This window comes from Paraburkholderia sp. RL17-383-BIF-A (genome assembly GCF_046028015.1).
GTDB lineage: Bacteria > Pseudomonadota > Gammaproteobacteria > Burkholderiales > Burkholderiaceae > Paraburkholderia.
Window position 1 is genome coordinate 12358 of record NZ_JARESR010000055.1, and the last position, 15964, is coordinate 28321.

Sequence of the window (15964 nt, forward strand, 5' to 3'; positions counted from 1 at the left end):
TGTTGCGCCGCCTCAAGCACGGTTCCTAACGCAACGCTTCAAAGCGCGTCCACGGCCACGACGGTCTGTCGCGCATGTAGCCGTTCAGCCAGTTCCACTGCGGATGCCGCTTCATGAACGCCTGCGCGTCGAACGGCCGCCCGCACGGATGGCCCCAGCGCGCGCTGAACGCCATCTCGCGCGCCATTTCGCTGTCGGCCACTTTGCCGTCGTTGGCGCCCCATGGGTTGAACGGTCCGTGATCGGTGCCGCCGAAGCGCGCGTCGTCCAGTTCCAGATGCCCGCAGATGGTGCGCGAGCACGGGTTGTCGTTGCGATCGAGATAGACGTCGTGATGATCGGCGATCATTTCCTTGGCCAGTTCCACGTCGATCTTGCCGCGATGCATCTCTTCCAGTTGCATGAAACGCAGGCGCCGCGCGCCGTTCTTGCGCACATCCGTATAGTCTTCGCCTTCGCCTAGGCATTCCTGATTGCGGATCTTCAGATCGGTTGCGGTGTTGTAGCCGCTGTAGAAACCGTCCCTCGTGCTCTCGAAGCCGGAGAAGTGCAAACCCAGTTCGTAGCGCGCGATCTCGCCGGTCTTGGTGTCGCCCAGCAGCCAGCTATTCGCATAGCCGCCGTTATTGGCGATCGCGAACATTTCACACCATTCGCCGATGCTGTTCGCGTACTGCGATGCGCGCCGCGAGCGGTAGAACTCGGGCGCGCCGGCCGCGTTGTAGCCGGCGAAGTTGGAGATGGTGGTTTCCGTCACCATCAGGCCGGCCGCGGTCACCCAGAAATCCGTGAGGCTGGAGATGCAGCCGGGCAAGCCTTGCATGAGGATGCGGTGGCCCTGATCGGGCACGATGTCGAATACGACATTGAACGCGTCGCCGGCCGCGTAGCGGTCCCACGAGTTGTGTGCCATCACGATGCGACCGTCGCGGGTCGCGCGGCCGGTGGCGATGAACGCGCTGCAGTGGTGCCCGCGCCGTCCGCGCCACGGTTTCATGCCGAGGTTCGGCTGCTGCTGCGCCGCGTGGGCCGGCCACCAGCTTTGCAGCAGATCCATGTAGCCGTTCCACGCCAGTACTTCGGCGAATGGCAGCTTGGCGCCGTCGGCGATACCCTGGATTTCGTCGGCGAATTCGGTGTCGAGTTTGTTGGCGAACTGCGAGACCGCGGCGTCGACGAACGTGTCGAAGTCTTCGCCGGTGTCCCACTTCGCGAGGTAGCGGGCGGTGTGGATCGCGTTGCGGATTTCCGTGGCGAGCAACTGGCCGTGCTGCTCGCCGCGGTCGTAGGGCTCGCCTTCGATATGCACGAAAATCCAGCCCGCCTGGTCGCGGCGCACGGCATCGAGGGACGGTTCGCTCATCTTCGCTCCGATCGAAGGGCGGGCGTCTCGGTGCGCCCATTCTGGCGTAACGCGCGCTGCGGGCATTCGCCGCAGCAGTCTGTCCATTGTAGAGAATTTGCCGCGCTTTGCACGGCACGCAAAGCGACGGCGGGCGCGATCCTGGATGGCGTTGCGCGCGTCCCCTAACGCGTCGGATTCATGCGGAAGTACGCATCGAGCAGCGAGGTTTTATAGACCACGCCGGCCAGCGTAGGATGCGCGACGCTTTCGATCACCGGCAGTCGCTCGCCCTGAAACGCGAGAAAGTGCTGCAACGCGACGCCGAGCGGCATATCGGGCGTGAGCACGTCGAAATGCGGCTGCAGATAATCCGCCGCGGTCTTCGCGGTGGTGTCGCGCCCGTCGAGCAGGTCGGAGGTGATGTCCTTGAGCGCGACCACGCCGAGAAACGCGCCCGACTCGTTGGCCACGTAAAGATATTTCACCGGATATTCGAGAAACACGCGCGTCATGTCCTGCACGGTCGCGTTGGGCGGCACGACGGTTTCGGCTGGGCGGATCAGCTCGCGCATCTGCGTGGCGCGCAGGCGCGAGCGCTCCTGTTCCTCGTTGTGGCGCCGCAAGGTGATTTCGTACATGGATGTCTTGCCGATCGCGCGCGACACGAAATAGGCGACCACGCACGAGAGCATGAGCGGCAGCACCACCTGGTAGCTGAGCGTCATCTCGAAGATCATCAGGATCGCCATCAGCGGCGCCTGGGTTGCGCCCGCCAGAAACGCGCCCATGCCGACCATCGCATACGCGAACGGGGCCGACGTGCCGTGCGGCCACAGCGCATGCATGCCCTGGCCGAACAGCGAGCCGACCACCGCGCCGACGAACAGCGTCGGCGTGAACACCCCGCCGATCGCGCCGGAGCCCGCCGTGGCCGCCGTGGCGACGAGCTTGAACACCAGCACGAGAACGAGCGCGGTCCACGTCCACGGCGAATGCAGGATCGAGTTGACGACGCTGTAGCCGTTGCCCCACACCTCGGGCGTCCACACCGACAGAATGCCGACCACGAGGCCGCCGAGCGCGAGTCTCACGGGCAGCGGCACCGGCAGCTTGCGAAAGCTTTTCTTCGACACGTCGAGCAGGCGCAGAAACTGTGGAGCCGCCGCGCCGCACAACAAGCCGAGCGCGACGAACAACAGCACTTCGAGACCGGCTACCGGCGGAAACACCGGCATTTCGTACGGCGGCTTGTAGCCGGCGAATTCACGCATCGTGATGTTGGCCACCACGGCCGAGACCACCACGGGCCCAAAGCTTTCCATCGCAATCGAGCCGAGCACGATTTCGGTGACGAAAAACGCGCCCGCAATCGGCGCGCTATATGCGGAGGTGATCCCGGCGGCCGCGCCGCATGCCACCAGCAGACGCAGCCGCGACGGATCGAAATGCACCCAGCGTCCGATCAGCGAGGCGGCCAGCGCCGCCAGTTGCACCATCGGACCTTCGCGGCCGATCGACCCGCCGCTCGATATCGTGAACAGCGACGACACGCTGCGCCACAAGCTCAGCTTCACCGGCACCACGCCGTCGCCGATCGCGACCGCTTCCATGTAATCGATGTGGTTGCATTTGTCCGCATGCCGCTGCGCGATCAGCAGAAAGAAGCCGGCGATCAGGCCGCCGGCGGCGGGCATCCAGATCCGCACGGTCCACGGCAGGCTGCGCGCCATTTCGACGAAACTGCCGGCCTTGCCGACCACTGCGAATTGCAGCAGCGCGATGGCCTCGCGAAAGGCGATCGTGGCGAAGGCGCCCGCGACGCCGACCACCACCGACCAGACCAGCATCGTGTGGGCGTCGGAGAGGCGGAACAGATCTTGTGCGCGGGTGCGCAGCTTCAGCAGGAATGAAAGCACGTCGACGGTACGGGGCGTGAGAGTGGGTTGAAAAGCGCGCACGGCAACAACAGCGCGCCCGCTTCGGATGGCGGGCGCGCTACAGTCAGTGAGCGAAGGAAAATGGCGCGGCTCAAGCGGCCGCCTGGTCGAGTTCCGGATAGTGCCGGAAGATGCAGGCCTCGTTGTGTTCGATACGCCGGTCGGACTGCAGGTACGCGGCGATGTTCGGCCGCTCGATCACCGCATCGTGCAACGCGGCGAGCCGCGGATAGTGTTCGCCGAAGCGTTTGAGCGCGCGCGGAAACGCGTACAGCAGGCCGTCGATCAACTGGAACATGGACAGGTCGACGTAAGTGAGCGCGTCGCCCACCATGAAGCGGTCGCCGGCCGGATTCTGTTTCAGCACGCGCTCGAAGTACGACATGAACTTCGGAATGCGGTTGTCGATGAAGTCGTGCGCGCGCACTTTGGCGGCGTCTTTCTGGTCTTCGTAGTAAAGCGAACTGGCGAACGGGTGGTGCGTGTCGTGCGCTTCGGTGACCATGTCGGCGATCGTCAGTTGCAGGCCGTTGGCCACGTAACGCAGGCTTTCCACCGTGGGCGCGAGATTCAGCCGCGGGCCGAGATAAAACAGGATGTTGGCGGTCTGCGCGATCACCAGCTCGCCGTCTTTCAGGAACGGCGGCGCGAACGGCGGATACGGCTCGTCCTTGCTCTTCATCACCGACATCATCGCCTTCGTGCCCAAGCCTTCCGACGGTTCGCCGCGCGCCACTTCCACGTAGTCGGCGCCGGCTTCTTCCAGCGCGAGCCGCACGAATTCGCCGCGGCCCTGCAGGCCGTCCCAATAGTAGAGTTCCAGGCTCATCGATCGATCCTCATTCCGGTTGCATTGACAGCGCGCATAAGCGGACTGCATGAGCTGACGACGCCAGCAACCAGTATGCCGCGCGAGCGCGCCGCATGGGTCTCCAGAATGCGCAAAACCCCGCACGCGGCGGGGTGAGTGTGAAGGCGAGGGCGGCTTAGCCGAACAGGTGCTGGACAGTCCATGTGATACCCAGTCCGCCGGCAATCAGCCACACATACAGAATGAAGCCGGTGGTCAGTGCGCGGGGGCCGGCCTGCCGGATCTGCGAGATGCGTGTTTCGATGCCGAGCGCGGTCATGGCCATGGTCAGCGCGAAGGTGTCCAGCATGTTGAGCGTGCTGGTCGCGGCTTCGGGCAGCACGTGCAGCGAGTTGATCACGACGAAGGCGAGAAAGCCGAGCGCGAACCACGGAATCGCCAGCTTGCGGGGTGCGTGGGCACCGTCTGCCGAGCCGGCCGAAGCGGCGTTGCGGCGCGCGGAGCGGTTCACCCACATGCCGACCACCAGCAGCACCGGCACCAGCAACATCACGCGGGTCATCTTGACGATGGTGGCAATGTGCGTTGCTTCCGGGCTCACATTGCTGGCCGCGCCGACCACCTGCGCCACTTCATGGATCGTGCCGCCGAAAAAGAGACCCGCGCCAACCGTATCCAGATGCAGCCAGCCTGCGTTGAACAGCACCGGGTACATGAACATCGAGAGCGTGCCGAACAGCACTACGCTGCCTACGGCCATGGCGCTCTTGTGCGGCTTCGATTGCAGCGTCGATTCGAAGGCGAGCACGGCAGCCGCGCCGCAGATCGCGCTGCCCGCCGCGGTCAGCAAGGCGGTGTCGCGGTCGAGTTTCATGATTTTCATGCCGGCCCACGTGCCGATCACGAGCGTGCTGACCACGATCAGGACGGATTCCGCGAGGCCGGGCACGCCGACCTGAGCGATTTCCTGCAGGCTCACGCGCAGCCCGAAGAACGCCACGGCAATGCGCAACAGCTTGCGCGCCGAAAAGTTGACGCCGGCCGCCCAGCTGGCGGGCATGCCGTCGCGCAGCGCATTGCCGTAAATGGCGCCGGCCACGATGCCGACGATCAGCGGGCTCAGGCCGAGGCCGGCGATGGCCGGAATCGCGGCGATCCGCGTCACGGCGGCGGCGAACAGCGCGACGAAGAGAATGCCGTTGAGCTGGCCGCGGGTGGACAACCCGGCGGGCGACGTACTGGCGGCGGTGAGTTGAGCGGTGGACATGGTGCAGCCCTTTTCTGTGACTGACGAAGATTCGATGGGGCTAATCCTAAAGTAGATATATCGATATGAAAAATCATGATTTAGAATGTAAAGTATCGCTTGAGCCGATACTTGGACCATCATGACCCCGGACCAACTTATAACGTTTGCAGCCGTCGCCGAGCATCGCAACATCAGCCGGGCGTCGGTGGCGTTGCATCTGTCACAACCGGCCGTGTCGGGCCAACTGCGGCAGTTGCAGGACGAGTTCGGCGAGCCGCTGTATCAGCGCGACGGCCGCGGCGTGCGCCTCACGCCCGCGGGCGAGCAGCTCGCCAGCTACGCCACCCGGCTGCGCGACACGTGGCGGCAAGCCCACGCATACCGCGACGCTTTGCGCGGTCTCGAGCAGGGCTCCTTGCGAATCGGCGCGAGCACCACGCCGGCGAGCTACCTGCTGCCGTATCTGATCGCCGATTTCCATCGCCGTTATCCGGACGTGACGCTGCATACCGCCGACGGCAACACCACCGAAATCGTCGCCGCGCTCGGTTCGGTGGACATCGCAATGATCGAGGGACCGGTCGGCGAGGACCTGCCGCCGGACACCGCGGTGCATGCATGGCGCGAGGATGAAATCGTCGCGATCATGCCGCGCTCGCATCCGTTGGCGCAGTTGGGCGGCGGCGGCCCGGCCGACCTGGCGGCCTTCGGCGAGCATCCGCTGGTGCTGCGCGAGGCAGGTTCGGGCGTGCGGCAAATCGTCGAGCGGGCCTTCGCGCGGGCCGGCGTGCCGATGCGTGTGGCGCTCGAGATTGCCGGTGTGGAAGGCGTGAAGGAGGCGGTGCGGGCGGGCATGGGCATCGGCTTCGTCTCGGCGATGTCGATGCGGCACGAGGACCGTGCGCTGTGTCTGCTTTCGCTCAGCCCGGAGCCGCTCACGCGGCGGCTGTCGATTCTGGTACCCCATGCGAGCGCGCCGTCGCGGGTGGTGGAGCGATTTCTCGCACTGTGTCTGGACAACGGCCCTTGAAGCGAAACTGCCGTTGCCCATGCCCGGCACGCCTGGGGATTTCCACTATGGTGCATGACGCCGACCTCGGCGCACTATTCGGGCATCGTAAGCGCCTCGGCGCTTTTTTTCGAAGTGCATTTGGAACCGGTTCCAAATGCTGATGACAGCAACAGATTGAGTAAATTCGACATGGTTGATGCACCGGACGTGGTGATCGTCGCAAGCGCATTCGGAATGGATGCGGTCCGCACGGACGGCCATCTGAAGTGGGCGCGGGTGAGCAGGCAGGCTGGGGCGGCGGGTTTCGAAGTGCGCCGCGAACTGTTCGCCGACCAAGCCGACGCCACGCCGCACAACCTGCGCGTGCTGGGCAGGCAGATTGCGGAACTCGGTTTGTGGTCCGTGTACTCCACGCCGGCTTCGCTGTACACGGCGCACGGCAAGCTCGACGCCGACGCGTTGCGCCTCTCGGTCGAAGAAGCGATCGCGCTCGGCGCGCGTTTCGTCAAGTTGCAGCTGGGCGGTTTCGCCACCGACGCCAATGCCGCCGTGATCGCCGATCACATGCGCTGTGCGGAACTGCGGCTCGTCGTCGAAAACGGGCAATTGGCGCAGGGCGGCTCGCTCGCGCAATTCACCGGCCTGTTCGACGCGCTGACGCGCGAAGGTCACGCCGACGTGCTCGGCATGACCTTCGACATGGGTAACTGGGCATGGTGCGATGTCGCGCCGCTCGACGCCGCGTTGCCGTTGGCCGCGCATGTGGAATACATCCACTGCAAGACGGCGGTGGGCGAAGGGGCAAGGCGTTTTCCGGCGGCTCCGGCTGCCCACGACGCCCAATTCGCCGCGGTGCTCGACCATCTGCCGCGCCATGTGCCGCGCGGCATCGAGTTTCCGTTCGATGCGAGCCGTGTCGAAACGGACGCGGCGCATTACGTCGCGTGGCTGGCCGCCGCGTGAGCGGGAGGTAGGACCTGAGAGAGCAGCGGAGCCGAAAACAGCACGCTGCAAGAAGCACGCGGCGAAGGGCTCGCACGCAGCGAATGGTGCGCGGCAAGCAAGAAGCTGGCACGACGTAAAACATGCAGCGAAACATGCAGTAAACGGCGCAGCAAATGCCGCAGCAAAACACGCAGCAACGCGGAACAAGCAGGAGCAAAGCATGAGCAACACCAGCACACCACTCGATGTCATCACCTACGGCGAAGCGATGGCCATGTTCGTGGCCGCCGAAACCGGCCCGCTCGCGGGCGTCGGCCAGTTCACGAAGCGCATCGCCGGCGCCGACCTGAACGTGGCGATCGGTCTGTCGCGCCTGGGCTTCAAGGTGGGCTGGATGAGCCGCGTCGGCAACGATTCGTTCGGCCAGTACGTGCGCGACACGTTGTCGAAGGAAGGCATCGACCAGCGCTGCGTGAGCACCGACGAGCGCTATCCGACCGGCTTCCAGCTGAAGTCGAAAAACGACGACGGCAGCGACCCGGCGGTCGAGTATTTCCGCAAGGGTTCGGCGGCGAGCCATCTGTCGCTGGAAGACTACTCGGCGGACTACGTATTGCCCGCGCGTCATCTGCATCTGACCGGCGTGGCGCCCGCGATTTCGGCGAGCTCGCGCGAACTTGCGTTCCATCTGGCGCGTGAAATGCGTGCCGCCGGCAAGACGGTTTCCTTCGACCCGAATCTGCGCCCGACACTGTGGCCGTCGCGCGCCGCGATGGTCGAAGGGCTGAACGCGCTCGCCGCGCTGGCCGACTGGGTGCTGCCCGGCATCGGCGAGGGCGAGATTCTGACCGGCTATACGCAACCCGACGATATCGCGAAGTTCTATCTGGACCACGGCGCGCGCGGCGTGGTCATCAAGCTCGGCGCGCAGGGCGCGTATTTCCGCACTGCGGACGATGCCGCCGTGATCGCCGGCCAGCCGGTCGCGAAGGTGGTCGACACGGTCGGCGCGGGCGATGGTTTTGCCGTCGGCGTGGTCAGCGCGTTGCTCGAAGGCAAGTCGCTGCCGCATGCCGTGGCGCGCGGCAACCGCATCGGCGCGCTGGCGATTCAGGTGATCGGCGATTCGGAAGGGCTGCCGAGCCGCGCCGAACTCGACGCGCTGGAATCGGCCGACGCGCCGTCCATCGCCGCCGCAGCCTGAAGAGGCGCAAGTTTCGCAATCCGGCGCGCCGCGCCGGGCTGCTTCGATAACAGCAAGAGCGCTCGAACAGAGCGCCCCACGACCGTCCATCATTGTTTCGGGAAGCCGTCCAAGGAGACACCCCATGACTTCATCGCTTGCGATTCGCCGTTGGTGGACGATCATGCCGATCGTATTCATCACCTACAGCCTCGCTTATCTGGATCGCGCGAACTACGGTTTCGCGTCGGCCGCCGGCATCAACCAGGATCTCGGCATCAGCAAGGGACTGTCGTCGCTGATCGGCGCGCTGTTCTTCCTCGGTTATTTCTTCTTCCAGATTCCCGGCGCGATCTACGCGGAACGCCGCAGCGTCAAGAAGCTCGTGTTCTGGAGCCTGGTGCTGTGGGGCGGCTGCGCGGCGCTCACCGGCATGGTCAGCAATATTCCGTCGTTGATGGTGATCCGCTTCGTGCTCGGCGTGGTCGAAGCCGCCGTGATGCCGGCCATGCTGATTTTCATCAGCAACTGGTTCACCAAAAGCGAGCGCTCGCGTGCCAACACCTTCCTGATTCTCGGCAATCCGGTGACGGTGCTGTGGATGTCGGTCGTGTCGGGCTATCTGGTGCATTCGTTCGGCTGGCGCCACATGTTCATCGCCGAAGGCGCGCCCGCGATTCTGTGGGCGGTGATCTGGTGGTTCATCGTGCAGGACAAGCCGCAGCAGGTGTCGTGGCTCACGCAGCAGCAAAAGGACGACCTCGCCGAAACGCTGCGCGCGGAACAGGCCGCGATCAAGCCGGTGCGCAACTACAGCGACGCGTTCAGGACGCCCGCGGTGATCAAGCTGTGCGCGCAATATTTCTGCTGGAGCATCGGCGTGTACGGTTTCGTGCTGTGGCTGCCGTCGATCCTGAAGAACAGTTCGACGCTCGGTATGGTCGAAACCGGCTGGCTTTCGGCGCTGCCGTACCTCGCCGCGACCATCGCGATGCTTGCAGCTTCGTGGGCTTCGGATAAACTCAACCGCCGCAAGGTATTCGTGTGGCCGTTTCTGCTGGTCGGCGCGGTGGCTTTCGCGGCTTCTTACGCGCTCGGCTCCACGCATTTCTGGCTCTCGTATGCGCTGCTGGTGGTCGCCGGCGCCGCGATGTACGCGCCCTATGGCCCGTTCTTCGCGATCGTGCCGGAACTGCTGCCGAAGAACGTCGCGGGCGGCGCGATGGCGCTGATCAACAGCATGGGCGCGCTCGGTTCTTTCGTCGGCTCGTATGTGGTCGGCTATCTGAATGGCGCGACCGGGTCGCCCGCCGCGTCGTATGCATTCATGAGCGTGGCGCTCGTCGCCGCCGTGATTCTGACGCTGATCGTCAAACCGCAGGCGCAGGAACAGAACAACGTGTCCGCGGCTCGCCACCCTGTTGCAAGGAAAATAAGCTGATGAAGAAGATCGTCGCCTGGAAGTCGTTGCCCGAAGATGTGCTCGCGTATCTGCAACAGCATGTGCAAGTGGTGCAGGTCGATGCCGCGCAGCACGACACATTCGTGGCCGCGCTGAAAGACGCGGACGGCGGCATCGGTTCGAGCGTGAAGATCACGCCGGCCATGCTCGAAGGCGCGACGCGGCTCAAGGCGCTGTCGACTATCTCGGTGGGCTTCGATCAGTTCGACGTGGCCGATCTCACGCGCCGCGGCATCGTGCTCGCGCACACGCCGGACGTGTTGACCGAATCCACCGCGGACACGGTGTTCTCGCTGATTCTCGCGTCGGCGCGGCGGGTGGTCGAACTCGCCGAGTGGGTGAAGGCCGGGCACTGGCAGCACAGCATCGGAGCGGCGCAGTTCGGCGTGGACGTGCAGGGCAAGACGCTCGGCATCGTCGGGCTCGGGCGGATTGGAGGCGCGGTGGCGCGGCGCGCGGCGCTCGGCTTCAACATGAAGGTGCTGTACGCCAACCGCTCGCCGAACCCGCAAGCTGAAGCGGCTTACGGCGCGCGCCGCGTCGAATTGGCCGAACTGCTCGCCACTTCTGATTTTGTCTGCCTGCAAGTGCCTTTGACGCCGGAGACGAAGCATCTGATCGGCGCGGCTGAACTGAAATCGATGAAGAAGAGCGCGATCCTGATCAACGCCTCGCGCGGCGCGACCGTCGACGAAACGGCGCTGATCGAGGCGCTGCAAAACGGCACGATCCACGGCGCCGGTCTCGACGTGTTCGACACCGAACCGCTGCCGGCCGACTCGCCGCTCCTGAAGCTCGCGAACGTGGTCGCGCTGCCGCATATCGGTTCGGCGACGCACGAGACCCGTCACGCGATGGCGTTGAACGCGGCGGAAAACCTCGTCGCCGCGCTCGACGGCACACTGACCAGCAACATCGTCAATCGCGAAGTGCTTGCTCAATGAGCCGAACCACGCGCCAAGCCACGAGACGCCGATGAGCACGACCCCGCAGGCCGCGCCGCGCCGCGCGACGATCACCGACGTCGCGCGCGAAGCCGGCACCGGCAAGACCAGCATTTCGCGCTATCTGAACGGCGAGATGAGCGTGCTGTCGCCTGAACTGCGCGCGCGCATCGAGGCCGCGATCGCGCGCCTGAACTATCAGCCGAACCAGATGGCGCGCGGCCTCAAGCGTGGCCGCAACCGTCTGATCGGCATGCTGGTGGCCGACCTGACGAATCCCTACACAGTCGAAGTGCTGCAAGGCGTGGAAGCGGCGTGCCACGCGCTCGGCCTGATGCCGCTGATTTGCCATGCGGCGAACGAAGTGGAGATGGAGCGGCGCTATCTGCAACTGCTCACCACGTACCGGGTGGAAGGCGTGATCGTCAACGCAATCGGCGTGCGTGAGGAAACCCTGCGGCCCGTGGGCGGCGGCGGGATTCCGGTGGTGCTGGTCGACCGTCTGGTGGACGGGCTCGTCGCGGATATGGTCGGTCTCGACAACCAGGCGGCGGCCGAACTCGGCACGCGGCATCTGCTGGACAATGGTTTCGACGATATCTGGTTCGTCGTCCAGCCTTTCGAGCAGGTCAGCTCCCGGCAACTGCGCGAAGCGGCGTTTCGCGAGGCGATGAGCGCGCAGAGCGGGCAACCTGGACAGCGCGAAGGGAAGGGCGCCGCGCGCGGTCACACGCTCGTGCTGAATCTCGCGGACGCAGCCGAAGCCGAGCGCAGCCTTGCCGAACTGGACCGTGCGATCGATGCGGCGGCCCGCGCGCGCGAGGCTGCCGGCGGCACGGGCAAGTCCGCGCGCGTCGCGCTGTTCGCGGCCAATGCGCCCGTTGCACTGCGTCTCGCCTTGCATCTGAAAGCGCGCTATGGCGCCGACTGGCAGGCCCGCGCCGCGCTGCTTTCCATCGACGACCCCGACTGGGCCGAATTGACCGGCGTCACGACGATCCGCCAGCCGACCTACGAGATCGGCTACCGTGCGGTCGAGTTCCTGCATGAGCGCATCGAAGGCGTTCAGACGACCGCGCGCGATTGCCTGCTGCCTGGCGAACTGATCGTCCGCGCCTCCACTTTGCGCTGAATTCCCGCCGATCTGCGATCATTCGGGCTGCGGCGCGCAGTGGGTGCGCGCCGGTCATCGCAAGGAAACTCATGGTTGTTGCACCGCTTACCCTCTCGAGTCTCGCCCTCGCGACGCTGCTCGTCGCCGCTTTACCTTTCCTGATCTACCGCCGTCTGCGCCGGCCGCTCGCGCTCAAGCCGCGTGACGCCATCACCGGCGTGGCCGTGTTCGCGCTGTTCGCCATGGTGATCGAGCGCGCGTTGAACGACTTCGTGCTGCATCGGAACGAAGCGACCGCGACCTTTCTGTCGAATCCGGTCGCCTTCGTCGTATACGGCGCGCTTGCCGCGGGTATCTGCGAGGAAGTGGGGCGGTTCATCGGCATGCGGCTGCTGCTCAAACGCGCGGCGGCGAAGTCCGGCTCCACGGCGTTCACGGCGGGCAAGGGCGATAGCGGCGCGGATGGCACCGCGCTGACCTACGGCCTGGGCCACGGCGGCGCCGAAGCCTGGCTCGTCGGCGTGCTGGTGCAGATTCAATGGATTCTGTTCGCGATCTTCGAAAACCGCGGTGAACTGGACGGCTATCTGAGCAATCTGCCGACCGACTCGGTGATGCGCATCCATCTGATTCTCGCCAGCCTGACGCCGCAGACCGCCGGCATTTTCGCGCTCGAACGCATTGCCGCGCTGGTGTTCCAGATCGGCTTGTCGGTGTTGATGTGGCGCGGCTTGCGGGCCGGCTGGCGCGGCATCCTGCCGCTCGCGATTGCATTGCATGCGCTGGTGGACGTGCCTGCCGCGATGTTCCAGGCGCAACTCGTGCCGCTCGCGGCAGTGGACGCCGTGTATGCGGTCGGCGCGGTGATCGTCGCCGGGCTGCTGTTGCGGGCGTTCAGGCGTCCGGCGGTGGCGGCATGAGGGCTGCGCTCGATGGCCGCGTTTGATGGCCGCACGCCGGCCGCTTGATCGTTGCTTAATGGCCGTCTGATGACCGCTTGATGGCGCGCTCGGTGCGCGCGCCATGTTGAACCATTGGCCGTTCTCTACAATCGGCCTCCTTTCACGCCTATCCTTTTGGCACTCCCCATGGAAGCTTACCAATACGACTGCGCCAATCCCGAGTTCGAGGAACTGGCGCGCGTCATCAGCGATCTGTTTCCCGAGCAGACGCAGTTCATCCAGCGTGCCGCGGAAGACGGCACGCCGACGCTGGCGGTTCACTGGGTGGCGATGCGGTTCGGCGCAACGGCGCGCCGTATCGTGATGACCGTGGTGATTGCGCCGGCGGCGCTGGCGCGTTATCGCGCCTCGCCGGCGCGGCTGCGTGGCCGCGGTTTCGCGGTGCTGCGGGCGTATGTCGAGGCCTCGCTGGGTTCGCTGGAGGAACAGTATGCGAACGGCGAGGCGGTGCCGCGCGAAGTCACGATCGAACTCGGCGACGAGTTTGCGTGACGTCGGCGTCACGCAAACCGGCGCGGCTCAATCTCCGTCGTAGGGCTCGGCGATCTGATTGCCGGGGTGCTTCGCGTTGAATTCCTCGCGTATCTTTTCCTTGAGGTTGTACGTGTCGGTTTCGCGCATGCGGGCGTCGTACTGATCCGAGATTCCGCCGAGGATGAGCCCGGTGGTCGCAAGCGCGAAAGACAGGGCCGGCCCGACTACCGGCACGAATCCAATCATGCCGCTCGTCAGATTGATCACGGAGGCGCCGAAGTCCATCCGGTCCTGTGGCGTCAGCTTGCCTGCCTTCTGCTTTTGCAGATACGTGTCCAGCGCGACGCCAAACGATGCGCCGCCAAGAGCGGTATTGATCGCCGCCGGCACCATCTGCATGCGCAGCGGCTTGGATATCTTCATCCAGTCGGGCCAGCTGTCGGTTTTCGAGAGTATGTTGGCCTGGCGCTTCGCAAAGAAATCCGTGTATTTGTCGGACCACTCCTTCAGCTTCGATGGACGCTGGCTTGCGGGCGTATCCCTCAGCAGTTTGCCGAGGTCGCCGAAAGCCGTCCTCGAATCGGTCAGCGCGTTTTCCCGCTCCTGCATGGCGCTGTTGAACTGGTCGTAGGCCGCGTGCTTCAGGCCCGCCAGCTGATCGAGCTGCTTGCCGAGTTCGAGCGCCTGCGGCTTGCCCGACTGGCGTGCGGCGTCTGCCGTATCGAAGCCCTGGCTCTTGAGTTGGGCGATGACGTCCCGTGCCTTGGCGTCGATGGTCTTGATATTCTCGTGGGCGTCGCTGGCCGCATCGGTGGTCGAGCTTTTCAGTTTTGTCGCGAGGTTCTGCATTTCGAAATACTGGGGGGCGAGATCGTTCGTCGCGTCCTGTATTTCAAGTTGCTGCACGTCGGGATTCGTTTTCGCGAGCTTTTCGATGACGTCGTCGCGCAAGCTTTGTTGTTGCTGCGCGAGCTGGTCGTTGATGTGTCCGGTGGTTTGCTTGTCGAGCGCGTCGATTTCGTCATCGAGCTTGCCGTGCGGATCGAAGTCGGCAAAGTTCGCGGAGCCGCTCGGTCCGGCGACCGGTTGCGGAGCGCCTTGCGTCGAGCCGCTTGGTCCGGCGACCGGTTGCGGAGCGCCTTGCGTCGCGCCACTGGGTCCGGCGACCGGTTCCGGCGCACCTTGCGTCGCGCCGCCCGGGCCTCGCCCTGCCTCGCCCGTGGATCCGCCAGTCGCGGTGCCAGGTTGCCTCGCTGTTTGCAGCGTTCGTTTCGCCTGTTGCAGCTTGACCAGGTGATTGCCCAGATCGGTGCCGCCGCCGATGGTGAGTTCGTTGATGCCCTGTGCCGTGGTCGCGCCCGCCGTGATGAAGTCCTTCGTCGGATCCTGACCTTTATGCAATTTCTCCATGCCGGACAGAAAAGACAGCCCGCCTTTCGTGAAATAACTCGCGGCGGCATTCAGACGAGTACCCGTCAGAATGCCCACGCGACCATTCGGTCCCAGAGGATCGAGCACGCTCTGGTTCGGCCGCTGCCACGCCGCGAGAGGCGTGTTCTTCAGGAGGGCGGAATTGTTGAAGCGCGCTTCGTCGAAGATGAGCGCGCGTGCATAGGTGCTCGCCGCCTTGCCATATTTTCCGTAGGTTGAAGCGGCATCCGCATGATGAGTGAGCGCGGACAGGTCGACGTTGGCCTTCTGTCCGATGGTGTCCAGCGACTCATCGCCTTTGGCGTTCTGCAGGGCAGTTTTGAGCCGGCCGATCTTCGACTGCAGTTCGGGCGTCGGTTTGTCTGATGCGTTCAATTGCCGCACGCGGTTATACGTCGACGCGGCCGCGATCAGGTGGTCGGTCGTATCGCGGCCCTGGTCGATATCCTGATCGACCGCGGCGAGCGACGCATTGAACGTCTCCATATCGGCAGCGACCTCGTTGCCGATGACCGCCTGCGTCGCCATGGCGTTAGCCTCGACATCGATCGTGCTGGCGGCTGCCGCCGCGCCGACCTCCCCGGAGGGCAACTGCGGAGCGGCCTTTATCGACGCGTCGGCTTTTGCGATGGGCGTGGATGGTTGAGCCGGGTTCTGCCGGTTGCCGACATGCGCTGGAGCGCCGCGATTCTGCGAGTTGGGTGCGTTGTCCTGAAGATCCGACATACCGTCGGGCGGGAACGGATAAGAGGCTGCATTGACTTTCATTGAAACTCCTGCAGGAAGGCGCCTCGTACAGTCACATCGTCATGCCGCCGGCGCACGTTGAGCGGTGTCCCATGCTCGCGCCGCCTGACCGTCCGGCGGAGGTGAATAAACATTTTTGTGACATAAGTTTCGTTGGTCCGGGTAAGCAAAAATTAATTAGATATACGGAATCTCGATCCGGGATGCACAACATTCAATTAGAATGCCGAACCAAGAAAATAACGAAGCGTGGCCCAGCCGCGCACTATCAATACAATCACCAGGGGACATGCAGGAGCATAAAGACCGATGACAAATCTCAATATTCCGGCGGCAGTATCCACACAA

Annotated in this window: 13 protein-coding genes; 8 read left to right on the plus strand and 5 right to left on the minus strand. The window is 64.5% G+C overall.

Going from position 1 to position 15964, the window contains the following annotated elements; genetic code table 11:
- Positions 1 to 25: 25 nt before the first annotated feature.
- From P0D71_RS34765 to P0D71_RS34780, 4 genes are all read right to left on the minus strand, one after another.
- On the minus strand, positions 26 to 1363 hold the full coding sequence (locus P0D71_RS34765; protein ID WP_091793711.1) for a C45 family autoproteolytic acyltransferase/hydrolase: 1338 nt from the start codon (positions 1361 to 1363) through the stop codon (positions 26 to 28).
- A gap of 164 nt (positions 1364 to 1527) precedes the next feature.
- Positions 1528 to 3261 (minus strand): ClcB-like voltage-gated chloride channel protein, encoded by a 1734-nt coding sequence (locus tag P0D71_RS34770; RefSeq protein WP_408187401.1) that lies wholly within the window; start codon positions 3259 to 3261, stop codon positions 1528 to 1530.
- A gap of 112 nt (positions 3262 to 3373) precedes the next feature.
- Entirely contained in the window at positions 3374 to 4111 is a 738-nt protein-coding gene (locus P0D71_RS34775) for a glutathione S-transferase (protein ID WP_408483772.1), read from the minus strand.
- Positions 4112 to 4268: 157 nt separating this feature from the next.
- Entirely contained in the window at positions 4269 to 5360 is a 1092-nt protein-coding gene (locus P0D71_RS34780) for a YeiH family protein (protein WP_408483773.1), read from the minus strand.
- Positions 5361 to 5481: 121 nt separating this feature from the next.
- Between P0D71_RS34780 and P0D71_RS34785 the strand changes: the two genes are divergently transcribed.
- The 8 genes from P0D71_RS34785 (at position 5482) to P0D71_RS34820 (ending at position 13456) form a co-directional block, all read left to right on the plus strand.
- Positions 5482 to 6372 carry a LysR family transcriptional regulator gene (locus P0D71_RS34785; RefSeq protein ID WP_408483774.1) on the plus strand — a complete coding sequence of 297 codons (891 nt, stop codon included), beginning with the start codon at positions 5482 to 5484 and terminating at the stop codon, positions 6370 to 6372.
- 171 nt (positions 6373 to 6543) lie between these two features.
- Entirely contained in the window at positions 6544 to 7317 is a 774-nt protein-coding gene (locus P0D71_RS34790; protein ID WP_091800432.1) for a sugar phosphate isomerase/epimerase family protein, read from the plus strand.
- A 202-nt stretch (positions 7318 to 7519) separates the two neighbouring features.
- The gene (locus tag P0D71_RS34795) at positions 7520 to 8503 is read left to right on the plus strand and encodes a sugar kinase (protein ID WP_408483775.1); all 984 of its coding nucleotides are present in this window, start codon (positions 7520 to 7522) and stop codon (positions 8501 to 8503) included.
- A 124-nt stretch (positions 8504 to 8627) separates the two neighbouring features.
- Positions 8628 to 9923, plus strand: a complete 1296-nt coding sequence (locus tag P0D71_RS34800) for an MFS transporter (RefSeq protein WP_408483776.1) — start codon at positions 8628 to 8630, stop codon at positions 9921 to 9923.
- Entirely contained in the window at positions 9923 to 10888 is a 966-nt protein-coding gene (locus tag P0D71_RS34805; RefSeq protein ID WP_408483777.1) for a 2-hydroxyacid dehydrogenase, read from the plus strand. Before P0D71_RS34800 ends, P0D71_RS34805 begins: the two co-directional genes overlap by 1 nt.
- A 31-nt stretch (positions 10889 to 10919) precedes the next feature.
- The gene (locus P0D71_RS34810; RefSeq protein WP_408483778.1) at positions 10920 to 12020 is read left to right on the plus strand and encodes a LacI family DNA-binding transcriptional regulator; all 1101 of its coding nucleotides are present in this window, start codon (positions 10920 to 10922) and stop codon (positions 12018 to 12020) included.
- A 71-nt stretch (positions 12021 to 12091) separates the two neighbouring features.
- Positions 12092 to 12922, plus strand: coding sequence for a YhfC family intramembrane metalloprotease (locus tag P0D71_RS34815; RefSeq protein ID WP_408187385.1), 831 nt, complete (start codon positions 12092 to 12094; stop codon positions 12920 to 12922).
- 168 nt (positions 12923 to 13090) lie between these two features.
- Positions 13091 to 13456 carry a DUF3022 domain-containing protein gene (locus P0D71_RS34820; RefSeq protein ID WP_408187384.1) on the plus strand — a complete coding sequence of 122 codons (366 nt, stop codon included), beginning with the start codon at positions 13091 to 13093 and terminating at the stop codon, positions 13454 to 13456.
- A 27-nt stretch (positions 13457 to 13483) separates the two neighbouring features.
- On the opposite strand, the gene P0D71_RS34825 is transcribed toward P0D71_RS34820, so the two are convergent.
- Positions 13484 to 15637: a hypothetical protein gene (locus P0D71_RS34825; RefSeq protein ID WP_408483779.1), complete on the minus strand. Its 2154-nt coding sequence runs from the start codon at positions 15635 to 15637 to the stop codon at positions 13484 to 13486.
- Between the last annotated feature and the right edge of the window lie 327 nt (positions 15638 to 15964).